10 protein-coding genes are annotated in these 12,856 nt (G+C 63.9%); 7 read left to right on the top strand and 3 right to left on the bottom strand.

All coding sequences use genetic code 11. The features are described from left to right. Nucleotides 1-4: 4 nt before the first annotated feature. Together C7402_RS35395 and C7402_RS35390 are read left to right on the top strand one after the other, a co-directional pair. Nucleotides 5-1,243: an efflux RND transporter periplasmic adaptor subunit gene (locus C7402_RS35395; RefSeq protein WP_116613875.1), complete on the top strand. Its 1,239-nt coding sequence runs from the start codon at nucleotides 5-7 to the stop codon at nucleotides 1,241-1,243. A 15-nt stretch (nucleotides 1,244-1,258) separates the two neighbouring features. After that, nucleotides 1,259-2,752: an efflux transporter outer membrane subunit gene (locus C7402_RS35390; RefSeq protein ID WP_116613874.1), complete on the top strand. Its 1,494-nt coding sequence runs from the start codon at nucleotides 1,259-1,261 to the stop codon at nucleotides 2,750-2,752. Here the strand turns inward: C7402_RS35390 and C7402_RS35385 are convergent. Next, the gene (locus C7402_RS35385) at nucleotides 2,715-4,142 is read right to left on the bottom strand and encodes a heavy metal sensor histidine kinase (RefSeq protein ID WP_116613929.1); all 1,428 of its coding nucleotides are present in this window, start codon (nucleotides 4,140-4,142) and stop codon (nucleotides 2,715-2,717) included. The two genes, C7402_RS35390 and C7402_RS35385, sit on opposite strands and share 38 nt — an antisense overlap. Before the next feature lie 8 nt (nucleotides 4,143-4,150). Beyond that, complete coding sequence (locus tag C7402_RS35380; protein WP_112176667.1) at nucleotides 4,151-4,828, bottom strand: heavy metal response regulator transcription factor; 678 nt, start codon at nucleotides 4,826-4,828, stop codon at nucleotides 4,151-4,153. 343 nt (nucleotides 4,829-5,171) lie between these two features. Here C7402_RS35380 and C7402_RS35375 point away from each other — a divergent pair, with 343 nt between their 5' ends. From C7402_RS35375 to C7402_RS35355, 5 genes are all read left to right on the top strand, one after another. Beyond that, nucleotides 5,172-6,641, top strand: a complete 1,470-nt coding sequence (locus C7402_RS35375; protein WP_116613873.1) for a PucR family transcriptional regulator — start codon at nucleotides 5,172-5,174, stop codon at nucleotides 6,639-6,641. A gap of 116 nt (nucleotides 6,642-6,757) precedes the next feature. After that, nucleotides 6,758-8,158: an amino acid permease gene (locus C7402_RS35370; protein WP_116613872.1), complete on the top strand. Its 1,401-nt coding sequence runs from the start codon at nucleotides 6,758-6,760 to the stop codon at nucleotides 8,156-8,158. Between the two features lie 108 nt (nucleotides 8,159-8,266). Next, nucleotides 8,267-9,649: an NAD(P)/FAD-dependent oxidoreductase gene (locus C7402_RS35365; RefSeq protein ID WP_116613871.1), complete on the top strand. Its 1,383-nt coding sequence runs from the start codon at nucleotides 8,267-8,269 to the stop codon at nucleotides 9,647-9,649. A 16-nt stretch (nucleotides 9,650-9,665) separates the two neighbouring features. Continuing rightward, entirely contained in the window at nucleotides 9,666-10,016 is a 351-nt protein-coding gene (locus tag C7402_RS35360) for a cupin domain-containing protein (RefSeq protein WP_116613870.1), read from the top strand. 151 nt (nucleotides 10,017-10,167) lie between these two features. After that, a complete protein-coding gene (locus C7402_RS35355; protein ID WP_372460441.1) occupies nucleotides 10,168-11,280 on the top strand; it encodes a branched-chain amino acid ABC transporter substrate-binding protein in 1,113 nt (370 codons plus the stop codon). A 146-nt stretch (nucleotides 11,281-11,426) separates the two neighbouring features. On the opposite strand, the gene C7402_RS35350 is transcribed toward C7402_RS35355, so the two are convergent. After that, complete coding sequence (locus C7402_RS35350) at nucleotides 11,427-12,599, bottom strand: monovalent cation:proton antiporter-2 (CPA2) family protein (protein ID WP_112176672.1); 1,173 nt, start codon at nucleotides 12,597-12,599, stop codon at nucleotides 11,427-11,429. Nucleotides 12,600-12,856: the final 257 nt, after the last annotated feature.

Raw genomic sequence — 12,856 nt, 5'->3', positions numbered from 1 at the left:
CCCAATGAACCCAACCAACCCGTCCGGCCCGTCCGACGATCGCGACGCCAACGCGCAGCCTGGCGCGCACGCCGAAGCCGCCCCGGCGAAACCGCGCCGCGCCGCCCTGGTGATCGGCCTCGCCTGTCTCGCCGCGGCGCTGCTCGCCGCCGGCATCGTGCCGCGCCTCGAAGCGCGCACCGCGCAAGCGCAACAGGTGGCGGCGCAGCGCGACCTGATCGTGTCGACGCTTGTGCCGCAGCGCGCGCCCGCCAGCCAGGACCTGCTGCTGCCCGGCTCGGTCATGTCGTGGGCCGACGCCTCGATCTATGCGCGCACGAGCGGCTACGTCCAGCACTGGTACGCGGATATCGGCGCGCATGTGAAGGCCGGCCAGACGCTCGCGCAGATCGACACGCCCGAACTCGACGCGCAACTCCAGCAGGCGCGCGCCGACGCAGCCACGGCGCAGGCCAACTATCGCTTCGCGAGCAGCACGGCGCAGCGCTGGCAGACCATGCTGCAAACGCAATCGGTCTCGCCCCAGGACGCACAGGCGAAGACGAGCGACGCCGCTGCGAAACTCGCCACGCTCCAGGCCGCGCAGGCCAACGTGTCGCGCCTCCAGGAGCTGGTTTCGTACCAGAAAGTAACCGCGCCTTTCGACGGCGTGATCACCGCGCGCAACGTGCAGGTGGGCGCGCTCGTCACGGCGGGCGGCACGCCCGGCCTCGCCACCATGCCGGGCGAGCTGTTCCATATCGCGCAGACCGACCGGCTGCGCGTGTACGTGGATGTGCCGCAGGACGACGCGAGCCTCGTCACGCCCGGCACCGCCGTGTGGTTGACGACGCAACAATATCCGGGCCGCCGCTTCGCCGCGAGCGTCGCGCGCACCTCTAACGTGATCGACCCCGTGAGCCGGACCTTGCATGTGGAAGTGGACGTGGACAACCACGACGGCGCGCTCATGCCCGGCGCTTACGCGCAGGTGCATCTCGCGCTCACCACGGCCACGCCCGCGCTCGAACTGCCCGTGAGCGCACTGCTGTTCCGCCCCGACGGCGTGACGATCGCGGTGGTGGACGCGCACGACAAGGTGCAACTGCGCAAGGTCACCATTGGCCGCGACTTCGGCACCTACGTGGAGATCGCCACGGGGCTCGCCGCATCGGACCGGGTGATCGACAATCCCGGCGACGCCATCGCCAACGGTCAAAGCGTGCACGTGACGGCAACGTCCGCGCCGGGCAACAAAGCCTGAATGGCGAGGTCCATCATGTTCAAACGCCCCCTCACCCCGTTGTGCACGATCGTCGTGGCCTGCACGGCCGCCTCGCTCGCCGCATGCACCACGTTGCCGCATTACAGCGTGCCTTCGGTCGACGTACCGGCGCACTATGCCACTCAGCCCGCCAATGCCCCTCAGGCCGCTCCCGGCTGGGCCGTCGCCGCGCCCGCGGACGGCAAGCCGCGCGGCCCGTGGTGGACGATCTTCGGCGACAACGAACTCGACAGCCTCGAAGCACGCGTCGATGTGTCGAACCAGACCGTGCGTCAGGCGGTGGCCAACCTGCAAGCCGCGCGCGCGATGATCGACTACCAGCGCGCGGGCTATGCGCCCACGGTCACGGCGGGCGTGGCGGCGCAGCGCTACCGCACCTCGCAGAATCTCGTCGACCGGTCGCTCGCGGGCAAGACGATTCCCGACTATTCCACGGGCGTCACGGCAAGCTGGGAGCCCGACCTGTTCGGCCGCGTGAAAGACGCCACCACCGAAGCGCACGCCAACGCCCAGGCAAGCGAGGCCGACCTCGAATCCGTGCGCCTCTCCGTGACGAGCCAGCTTGCTTCGGACTACTTCGATTTGCGCACGCTCGACCGCCAGAAGAAGCTGCTCGACGACACCGTGACCGCCTACACGGCGGCGCTGCGCATCGTCCAGCAGCAGCTCGCCGACGGCGCGATCGACGCCTCGGCGGTCGCCCAGGCGCAAACGCAACTGGAGAGCGCGCGCACGATGGACAGCGACATCGACGTCCAGCGTGCGCAGCTTCAGCACGCCATCGCGACGCTGGTGGGCGTGCCCGCTTCGTCGTTCGTGCTGCCGCCGCAGGTGGCGCCCGTCGTGGTGCCGCAGATTCCGGCGGGCGTGCCCTCGGCGCTGCTCGAACGGCGCCCCGACATCGCCGCTTCCGAGCGGCGCGTGGCGGCGGCCAACGCGAGAATCGGCGAGGCGCGCGCGGCCTTCTATCCCGACCTCACGCTTTCGGCCACGGCGGGGCTCGAAAGCACGTTCTTCGCGCCGTGGCTCAGCGCGCCTAGCCTCTTCTGGTCGCTCGGTTCGCAGCTCGCGGGCACGCTGTTCGACGGCGGCCGCCGCGACGCCACGCTCAAGGGCGCCAATGCGCAATACGACGGGGCCGTGGCCGGCTACCGGCAAACCGTGCTCACGGCGTTCCAGCAGGTCGAAGACAACCTGAGCGCGCTCGACACGCTGGCGAGCGAAGCCGAAAGCCAGCAGCGCGCGACGGCCGCCGCGCAACTCTCGCTCAAGCTCACGACCAACCGCTACCAGGCGGGCGCGGTGAACTATCTCGACGTGGTGACGGCGCAGACCATCGCGCTCGCGAACGAACGCAACGAGCAGCAGATCGCGGGACGCAGGCTCGACGCGAGCGTGCGTTTGCTCCAGGCGCTCGGCGGAGGCTGGGACCGCGCCACGCTGCGCAATCTCAGCGCGACGCCTCAGGCCGCGCGAACGTCAGGATGAAGCGCGTGCTCGTCGCGTCGCTCTCGGCGCGCGCCGAGCCGCCATGCAGCGTCATGATCGTGCGCACGATGGCGAGCCCGAGGCCCGCCGACGCGCCCGCGCGCGGCTCGCTATGGCGCGAGGCGTCGGCGCGATAGAAGCGGTCGAAGATGCGTTCGAGCAGCGCGCCGTCGATCGGCGTGCCCGGATTGGCCACCGTGACCTCCACGGCCGTGGGCGTTTCGTCCACGCGCAGCGTGATCTCGCCGCCGCGCGGCGTATAGCGCAGCGCGTTGGCGAGCAGATTGCCCACCGCGCGCCGGAACAGTTCCTTGTCCGCGCGCAGCCGCCCCTGGCCTGCCACGCGGATATGCACGCCGGCCTCGTCGGCAAGACCTTCGAAGTAGTCGGCGATCTGTGCGAGCGCTTGCTCGGCGTCGAACGCCGCAAGCGTCGTCATGAATTGCGGGTGCTCCGCGCGCGCGAGAAAAATCACGCTTTCGATCATGCGCGAAAGCCGTTCGCATTCCTCCAGATTCGATTCGAGCAGCGCTTCGTATTCCGCCGTGCTGCGCGGGCGCGCCAGCGCCACTTCGGTCGAGCCGCGCAGGTTGCCAAGCGGCGTGCGCATGTCGTGGGCGAGATCGGCCGTGTATTGCGACATGCGCTCGAAGCCGCCGTGCAGGCGATCGAGCATCGCGTTCAGCGACTTCGTGAGCGCCTCCAGCTCGCTGGGCGCGCGCTCGATCTCGATGGTCGTATCGAGCCGGTCGACCGTGACGGTGGCCGCGCGCTCGGCCATCTCCCGCAGCGGGCGCAGCGCCTCGCGCACGAGCATCCAGCTCATCAGGAACGCGAGCAGCATGCCCGCGAAACCAAAGCCGTAAAGCCGCTCGCGATAGTGGTCGAGCAGGCGCCAGCGGTCGGTCATGTCGCGCGCGATCACGGTCGTGACCTGCGTGCCGTCGGTGAGCGACGCAGCGGTGGCAATTCCACGCACCGGCACGCCGAACGCGTTGCGCCACTCCACCACGTCGTCTTCGGTAATGCGCTGCGCCGGGCCGAGGCGCCGGGAAAGGGCAGCCTGGGGAAAGAGCGCGTCGGCAATGCTTTCGGTGTTGTGCTCGAACAGTCGCTCGCCGCTCGCGTCGAGCATCTCCATCGAAAGCGCGGGATTGCCCAGCACCTGGCTCGTGAGCCGCTGGGCGTGCGCGCGCACGTCCGCCGCGTCGTGCAGTTCCTGCGCGAGCCGGCGCGTATGCCGCGAGATCAACACGATGTCCAGATCGTCCTGCCGCTTGACTTCGCGGTCGAGCGTGAAATAGAGCGTGCTGCCCACGAGCGCGAACACCGCCAGCGTCGTGCCGGCGAAGCTCAGCGCCAGGGTGGCGGTGAGCGAGCGAGCGGCCATGCGCGCCATCAGGCGGGCCCTTTGATTTCGGCGACGTAGCCCACGCCGCGCACCGTGTGAATCAGTTTGATGTCGAACTCGTCGTCGACCTTGGCGCGCAGGCGGCGAATGGCGACTTCCACGACGTTGGTGTCGCTGTCGAAGTTCATGTCCCACACATACGAGGCGATCTGCGTGCGCGTGAGCACTTCCCCCTGGCGGCGCACGAGCAGTTGCAGCAGCGAGAACTCCTTGGGCGTGAGGTCGATGCGCTTCGCCCCGCGCTTCACGCGCCGCCGCGTGACGTCCACTTCGAGGTCGCCGAGCGCCAGCACGTCGCTCTCGCGCGGCGGCCCGCGTCGCGCGAGCGTGCGCACCCGCGCGAGCAGTTCGACGAACGCAAATGGCTTGACGAGGTAGTCGTCGCCGCCCAGTTCCAGCCCCTTCACGCGGTCGGCCACGTCGTCGCGCGCGGTGAGGAACAGCACGGGCGTGGCGTGGGTGGCGCGCAGGGTCTTGAGCACGGCCCAGCCGTCCATGGTCGGCAGCATCACGTCGAGCACGATCACGTCGTACGCGGCTTCCTTCGCGAGGATCAGGCCTTCGGCGCCGTCCGCCGCCACGTCCACCGCATAGCCGGATTCCTCGAAGCCCTTTTTCAGGTAGGCGCCGGTTTTCGGCTCGTCTTCGATCACGAGAATGCGCATCGCCGTTCCACTATCTGTGTGTCCGGCTCAATTGTATGCGCTCCGTTGCGCCAGGGGGCTTAAGGCAGCGACGCGTTCCGGGCGGTCCGCCCCCCTTCCGATCCAGCCACGAGCCATTTATGTCCATCGCGCCACTCCTTGCATAATCCTGCTCAGAAGCGCGTCCACCCTCGCGCCGGCGCCATGACCTTTGCGGACCTTCCCGACAACCATGCCTGGCAAGCCAGGTTTTCGCGGTAGACCCGTGGCAGCACGTCGTTGAACCGTGCTGCCGGCCGGTGTCGTTGTGATCCGCTTGAGGGCGTTCAAATCCTCTCCTCTATCTACCTTTCGAGTGCAAGCGATGATTACCGTGCAGGAGTTGCTGGATACCGAATCCCTGAAACTGACGGCTATCGCTGGCTTGTCCGGACTGACGCGGACGATCACCTGGGCCCATGCCGTTGACCTTCCCGATCCCTGGCGATGGATTACCGGCGGCAATCTGGTCATGACGACGGGTGCAGGCGTGCCGCGCGAGGCTTCCGACCAGATTATCTGGCTGGAGAAGCTGGCGAGCAGCCATGCCAGTGCATTGGTCGTCGCGCGCCGGGCCGATGCGCCGGAACTCTCACGCGAGATGCTCGACGCGGCAGACCGTCTGATGTTCCCGGTGCTCGAAGCGAGCTTCGAGCTTGAATTCGTGCAGTTGTCGAAGCATGTGATCGAAAGCGTGCTGCAAGCCCAGCGCGAGCGCTTCAGAGCCAGCGAACAACTGTTCGAGACGTATGCGGCCGCCCTGCGCGAAGTGCCGGACATGGCCGGACGACTGACTGTGCTATCCGACCGGTTGCGACTCGGGCTGGCAATCGAAGACGCGCGCAGCGGCTCGATCATCGTTTCCTCGAACCCGTTGCCCACTTCTGTCGAGACCGACCCGGTCTTTGTCGAACGCGTCGCGATCGGCGGGCGGGCGAAAGCGGACCTGGTCATTCACCGCCGAGACGCGCAAGCGATGCAGGATCCCCTGCTGGTGCGCTCTCTGCTCGGCCTGCTCGCGATCGAGCTGGAACGGATGATGATCGACCGCGACAAACTGCGAGAGGAAGGCGCGGCGCTCTTGCGCAGCCTCTTGAAAGGCGAGGCCGAATTTTCCTTTCGCCCCATGCTGGAGCGCCGCGGGTTGACGGGCACACTCGTCGTGCTCGCGCTCACTCCCGGAAAGCAGGGGCCCTGGAGCGCAGCCGAGATCCACCATGCGCCACCGTTGCACGCCCGCACGCCCCTGCTGCTCGACGATGACGTGCTGCTCGTATTGGCTCAGGATCACGTGGACACGCTGGAATGCCTGCGCTTCGGCTTGGGCAAGGGCACCGTGGCCGGCATCAGCGGGCCTGTCACGGAGGCAGCCGGCTTTCGCGAGAGCGTGCGCCAGGCGCGCCTCGCGCTGGCCCAGGCGCACGAAGCCGGAAAGGATCTCGTGCGCTACGGAGAAGTCGACACCGGCTACATCACGATGCCGAGGTCGCTTGCCGAGGCGAGTGCGTTGGTCGGCCGCTACCTCGGTCCCGTGATCGAATACGACCGCGTCCACGGCACCGCCCTGCTCCCGACGCTCATGACGTTTCTGGAGAACGACGGCAACTGGAAATCCGCCGCCTTCGACCTGACGATCCACCGCCAGACCCTCGTCTACCGCCTGAAACAAATCGAGCAGCTAACCGGCGTCAAACCGACCACGACCGACGGCATCACGCGATTGTGGCTGGCCCTTAAGGCGGGAAAGGCTGCCAATCTGCTGTCCGATGCCCCTTTGAAATCATCAGACGGATAGTCATACATTTGTATAAGCGCTGTCCCTCGAATCGACATTTTGCGCATAGCCTGGCCCGCGCGCTTTGCTTTTAATGGAGGTAACAAAAGACACATTTCGATTCCAGGAGACAACCAATGCCTATTCAGACGGAACTCGACCCACGGCTGAAACATGCTCTGAAAACCCGGCACATCAGCATGCTGGCGCTCGGAGGCGTGATCGGAGCAGGCTTGTTCGTAGGCTCTAGCGCGGTCATTGCATCGACCGGACCCGGCGCGTTCATCACCTACGCCATCACCGGGCTGATCGTCGCACTGATCATGCGCATGCTGGGCGAAATGGCGGCGGCTCACCCCACGAAGGGGTCGTTTGTCGACTACGCGCGCCTCGCTTACGGCGATGTCGCCGGCTATGCGATGGGATGGCTGTACTGGTATTTCTGGGTGATCGTGGTCGGGTTCGAGGCCGTCGTCGGCGGGCAGACCATTCATGCGTGGTTGCCCACCCTTCCCGTCTGGATCATCTCGCTCGGGCTGATGGTGATGATGACGGCGCTCAATCTGTTGTCCGTCAAATCGTTCGGCGAAGCCGAATACTGGTTCGCTGGCGTCAAGATCGTCGCCATTGCCGCTTTCCTGATCATTGCGGGCGCCTACGTCTTCCATTTGTGGCCGGGATCGACCGCGACGTTCTCCAACCTCACCGCCCACGGTGGCTTCTTTCCCAAAGGGGTGGGCAAGCTGTTCACGGGCGTCGTGGTCGTGATCTTCTCCATGACAGGCGTGGAAGTCGCGACCATTGCGGCTGCCGAATCCGAGCATCCTGAGCGCAACGTTCGCCGCGCGGTCAATACGGTGATGGCACGCATCCTGATCTTTTTCGTTCTTTCCGCGTTCTTCATCGTCGTTGCCCAGCCGTGGACGGCCATCGTGCCGGGCCAATCCCCGTTCGTGGCGACGCTCGAAAAGATTGGCATCCCCGGTGCCGCAACCGTATTGACAGCCGTGATCCTCGTGGCCGTGCTGTCCGTGCTCAACGCCGGACTTTATACATCGTCGCGTCTGCTGCTGGTCCTCAGTTCGAACAACGAAGCACCGAAGTGGCTGGGAGGTGTCAATGGACGCGGCGTCCCTGCCCTGGGCGTCATCGCGTCAACGCTCGTCGGATATGGCTGTGTGGTGATCGCGGCGCTCTGGCCCGATACGGTCTTCCTCTTCCTGATCAACTCGTCGGGTGCGGTGTTTCTGTTCGTCTATCTGATGATCTGCCTGTCGCAACTGAAGCTAAGAGGCGAATGGGAACGTCGTGGCGTGCTGAAGCTGCGCATGTGGGGCCATCCGTGGCTGCCGCTCCTCGTGACCGTCACGATCGTCGCGGTTCTGGTCAGCATGGCGATGGATCCGAAGACGCAGATCAGCCTTCTGCAAAGCGTCGTCGCACTGGTCGTCATCCTGGCCTCCTACCCGGCGTTCTGCGCCAAAGGCAAGCGCAAGCAGATGCGGACAGCAACACCGTCGGCGGCGAATCGCACGTAACGCCGAATCGACAAATCGACCCACACCTCGCACCTGCACGGTGATCGTCGCAGCGGGCAATGCCCCCCGAATGGCATGAACAAGAACCTGGATTGGTAGGAGAGACGGATGCCGTCCGCACAAGAACTGACGCAGATTCCAAACCGCCCGCTGTGGCACGCGCCCTCGCGCGCGCGAGACACGCTGGAGCGCGAAGCGCAGGCCGATGTCGTGATCGTCGGCGCAGGGTATACAGGGTTATGGACTGCGTACTATCTGCTGAAGGCACAGCCATCGCTAAACGTTGTCCTGCTGGAGCGGGAAACGGTCGGCTTCGGTGCTTCCGGCCGCAACGGCGGCTGGGCGTCGGCAATATTTCCGATTTCGCTCGAACGCGTGGCGCACATGTATTCGCACGCTGCGGCATTGCATTTGCAGGCAGCGATGAACGAGACAGTGAGCGAAATTGGACGCGTACTCGATCTTGAAGGCATCGATGCGGACTATGCAAAGCAAGGCTTTCTTTCCCTTGCACGGAGCCAGCCACAGTTCGATCGAATTCAGGCGTCTGTCGATGCGTCGGTTCGCTTTGGATTGCCGGATCAATGGCGCACGCTCGATGCGAAGCAGGCTTCGACCCGGATCGGAGCCCGACATGTGCTGGGCGGCCTTTACACCGAGCATTGCGCGCTGATCCATCCTGGCAAGCTGGTGCGCGGACTGGCAGCCGTTGTGGAGACCATGGGCGCGCGAATTTTCGAGAAGACGGCCGCGCTCCGCATCGCGCCTGGAAAGGTGAGCACCGCGCATGGCGGCGTCACGGCGAGAACGGTTGTGCGCGCAACGGAGGCATTTTCGTGCCAGCTTCCGGATAGCAGCCGCTCCGTCATTCCGCTCTACTCGCTGGTACTGGCAACGGAGCCGCTGCCTCAGGCGCTGCGCCAGCGGCTGGGACTCGATCATCGCCTGGCCTTCAATGACATGCGCCACCTGAGAGTTTATGGACAAGTAACGGCGGAAGGCCGCCTGGTGTTTGGCGGTCGTGGCGCCCCATACCGCTTCGGCTCCCGGATGGCGCCGGAAGACGACCTCGTCGACAAGGTGCATGCCAACATCCACGCCGCGATGCTCGAGTTCTTCCCCGACCTGGCCGCGGCCCGCATCACGCATCGCTGGGGCGGCGCGCTCGGCGTGTCGCGGGACTGGTGCCCGACTGTGAGCATGGACAAGGACGCGCGCATTGCCTGGGCGGGAAATTACGTCGGCGATGGCGTCGCAACGAGCAACCTGGCCGGCCGCATCCTGCGCAATCTGATTCTCGATCGCGATGAGGAGATCAACCTGCTGCCCGTGGTGAACCATCGCTCACCGGCGTGGGAGCCGGAGCCTTTCCGGTGGATAGGCGTCAACGGCGGTCTCACGGCGGCGGGCTTCAGCGATTTCGAAGAACGTGTCACCAGGCAACCATCGCGTACCGCACGCGTCCTCGAAAAGCTGACGGGCGCCCATTGAAAAAAAGGAGTGATGCATGACGAAGTTCACCATTGTCAAAGCCGCCGATATTGCTTCGGCCCGACTCGCCTCAGCCGGTCAACGCGCCGGGGCCGATAGCGGCGATCCCCAGATTGCTGTCAAGACTGTTGCGCCCGAGGCGGTTGGCAATCTGGGGATCTGGGAATGTCAGCCAGGAGGCTGGCCGGTGGTAAACCGTCCCGATACCGAGTTTACGTACATCATTTCCGGCCGCGCCAGGCTCACCGATGACTCGACGGGTGAAGTGACCGAGATCGTCGGTGGCGATCTCGTGATCTTGCCGCCCGGTTGGACGGGGCGCTGGGATGTCCTGGAGCCCGTTCGCAAGATCTACGCGATTTATTGAACCTGATCCGCGAGCATCGGGAAAGCGGCGAGTTCGCGATGCCGACGGCCAGGCGACGTTTTATTTCGCTGAGAGATTTAGCTGGAAAGCACAGACCGCAGGGTATTGATAAAACTAACCTATCGTTTGGAGATCAAGCATGCGTAAATTCATGATTCTTGGCGCGACAGCCTGCACATCGGTCGCGCTAGCGCTGCCGTCAATGGCACAGGAAGTTGTCGTGATCGGGCATTCCGCCCCGCTAACGGGGCCTCAAGCGGCAAACGGCAAGGACAATGAATATGGCGCACGGATGGCGGTCGACGAACTCAATAAACAAGGGGTGCTGATCGCGGGCAAGAAGGTAACGTTCAAGCTGGAGTCGCAAGATGATCAGGCCGACCCCAAAACAGGCGTTCAGGTTGCGCAGAACCTCATTGACCACAACGTCGTCGCCGTCCTGGGGCCGTACAACTCCGGCGTGGCGATTCCTGCGTCTCGCCTCTACAACAATGCGGGGGTGCCTCTCCTGCCCGTAGCATCCAACCCGGCGATTACGAAGCAAGGCTTCAAGAACATCTTCCGGATTGGCGCCAGCGACGCCCAACTTGGCGGAACGATGGGGGACTTCGCCGCCAGGGAGTTGAAAGCCAAAACGGTTGCCATCATCGACGACCGCTCGGCATATGGGCAGGGCATCGCGGAACAGTTTGAGGAATCGGCCAAGGCGAACGGCCTGGAAATTGTCGACAAGCAATTCACCAACGGTCAGGCCGTCGATTTTCTCGGCATTCTCACGGCGCTCAAAGCCAAGAACCCCGATGTGATTTTCTTCGGCGGCTACGCATCCCAGGCTGCGCCGATGGTTAAACAGATGCGGCAGCGTGGTCTGAGCGCGAAGTTGCTTGGCGGTGACGCTATCTGTACAGCCGACATGGGAAGAGTGGCAGGCGATGCGGCCTCAATTGTCTACTGTTCTCAAGGCGGGGTGGCCCTGGACCAGACCGCGGAAGGGAGACAATTCATCAAGAAGTATAAGGACACCTATCATACGGACATGCAGGTTTACGCGGTCAACTACTACGACGGCGTAAAAATGTTGGCCGACGCCATGACGAAAGCCGCGACGACAAGTGACAAAAGCAAGCTGATCGCACAACTGGCGAAGGAACAATACAAGGGAGTCGCCGGCACGTACTCCTTCGATGCCGAAGGCAATCTCAAGGGTGCGCCAACAACCGTGTACGTGATTCGAAACGGCTTGCCCGTTCCTTACGTCAGGTAAGCGAAGACACCGGGTACCTGTTCAAGCGTACCCGGTCGATCGGCTGGATTAGACACTCCCGCTCGCTCGTCAAAATACGCTATCGCCGCGGGCGTCAGCGTTTGTTCCGGGCGGTGCATGCGCGGCCGGGGAAATCCCTGCTCACCCTATCCAGGCTCACGACTGAAAAATGGCTGAAATAGCCGACGGTGCACGAGCAACAGTAAAGGCGTCGACACCATCGAAAGCGCGACGACCAGCGTGACGAGCGACGACTGGCGTTGATCGATAACGCCTGCCGCCAATGACGCGGCCATCACCACAAATGCAAACTCGCCGCCTTGCGAGAGCAGAATGGCAAAGTAAGACCGTTGCGTAGCCGGCACGCCAAATCGGTTTGCGAGAAGCCACAGCGCGATCGTCTTGATGCCAACCAGCGCCACGACCAGTACGGCGACACGGACCGGCTCGCGCAGCAATACGCCGAAGTCGATGGACATGCCCACTGCAATGAAAAACAAGCCGAGCAGCAGCCCCTTGAATGGAGCCATGTCGACTTCTATCTGATGACGATGTTCCGAATCGGCGAGCAGTACACCTGCGACGAAGGCGCCCAACGACATCGAGAGATGGACGGTCTGCATCAGCAAAGCAATGCCAATTATCCAGAGCAGCGCAAACGCGGTGAAAATCTCGGGGACTTCGATGCTGCTGATCACGCGCAGCACCATATTCAGCAGATAGCGGCCGGCAAGCGCCACCGCGACAAGCATGACGAGCGCTTTCAACGCCAGCAGCCACCCCGGTTCCGATGCGGAAACGGCGACCTTCGGGGCGAGCAATGGCAGGAGAGCAATGAGTGGAATGGCTGCCATATCCTGGAACAGCAGAATGCCGAAGCCGGCCCGTCCGGTTGGCATGTCCATCAGTTCGCGGTCCTGAAGTTCCGACATGACCATTGCGGTGGACGACAGCGACAGCGCGAGACCGCCGGTCAACGCAATGCGCCATGGCAACCCCAACATCACGAAGACGCCCAGCAGCGCGGCGGCACACACGGTCATCTGCATCGTGCCGTAGCCAAATATGGTGCGACGCATTGCCCAAAGCGCGTCGACCCGCATTTCGAGTCCGATCACGAACATCATCAACACGATACCCAATTCCGAAAAATGGAGAATCGCGTCGATGTCGGTCACGAGCCTCAGCGCCCACGGACCGATCATGATGCCCGCCACCAGATAACCGAGCACGGCGCCAAAGCCGAGGCGCACGGCGAGCGGTACCGCAATCAGCGCGGACCCCAGAAAGATGACTACATCGATCAGCATCTTTGTCATGCGATGTCCCCAATCAATGCCGCCACATTGCCCCGATTCACGGCAGGCCGGCCATTTGAGTCAGGCAGGATCCAGGTGAACGGACCATCACATGCCTGAATGCATGTTCGCAAGCCAGTCACGTTCCGCCATGTTGCGTCCCGCGCATCCTGCTTTACGCCGATAAAGGAAATCCGACTCAACCGCCCATTCGGCATCAATATGTCAGCCATTCTATGATGGCACGGTCAGCCAGTTTTCAATTGGCGATCTTCACA

The organism is Paraburkholderia unamae, assembly GCF_003096875.1.
GTDB classification, from domain to species: Bacteria; Pseudomonadota; Gammaproteobacteria; order Burkholderiales; family Burkholderiaceae; genus Paraburkholderia; species Paraburkholderia unamae.
Note: the sequence above shows the minus strand (reverse complement) of the source record. Positions and strands in the feature narration are given on the sequence as shown.

Bases quoted from the DNA above. Each gene is read 5' to 3' on its own strand.
- C7402_RS35365 (WP_116613871.1), top strand. From the start codon at position 8,267: ATGCCGTCCGCACAAGAACTGACGCAGATTCCAAACCGCCCGCTGTGG.
- C7402_RS35370 (WP_116613872.1), top strand. From the start codon at position 6,758: ATGCCTATTCAGACGGAACTCGACCCACGGCTGAAACATGCTCTGAAA.
- C7402_RS35385 (WP_116613929.1), bottom strand. From the start codon at position 4,142: ATGGCCGCTCGCTCGCTCACCGCCACCCTGGCGCTGAGCTTCGCCGGC.
- C7402_RS35390 (WP_116613874.1), top strand. From the start codon at position 1,259: ATGTTCAAACGCCCCCTCACCCCGTTGTGCACGATCGTCGTGGCCTGC.
- C7402_RS35395 (WP_116613875.1), top strand. From the start codon at position 5: ATGAACCCAACCAACCCGTCCGGCCCGTCCGACGATCGCGACGCCAAC.
- C7402_RS35360 (WP_116613870.1), top strand. From the start codon at position 9,666: ATGACGAAGTTCACCATTGTCAAAGCCGCCGATATTGCTTCGGCCCGA.
- C7402_RS35380 (WP_112176667.1), bottom strand. From the start codon at position 4,828: ATGCGCATTCTCGTGATCGAAGACGAGCCGAAAACCGGCGCCTACCTG.
- C7402_RS35355 (WP_372460441.1), top strand. From the start codon at position 10,168: ATGATTCTTGGCGCGACAGCCTGCACATCGGTCGCGCTAGCGCTGCCG.
- C7402_RS35375 (WP_116613873.1), top strand. From the start codon at position 5,172: ATGATTACCGTGCAGGAGTTGCTGGATACCGAATCCCTGAAACTGACG.
- C7402_RS35350 (WP_112176672.1), bottom strand. From the start codon at position 12,599: ATGACAAAGATGCTGATCGATGTAGTCATCTTTCTGGGGTCCGCGCTG.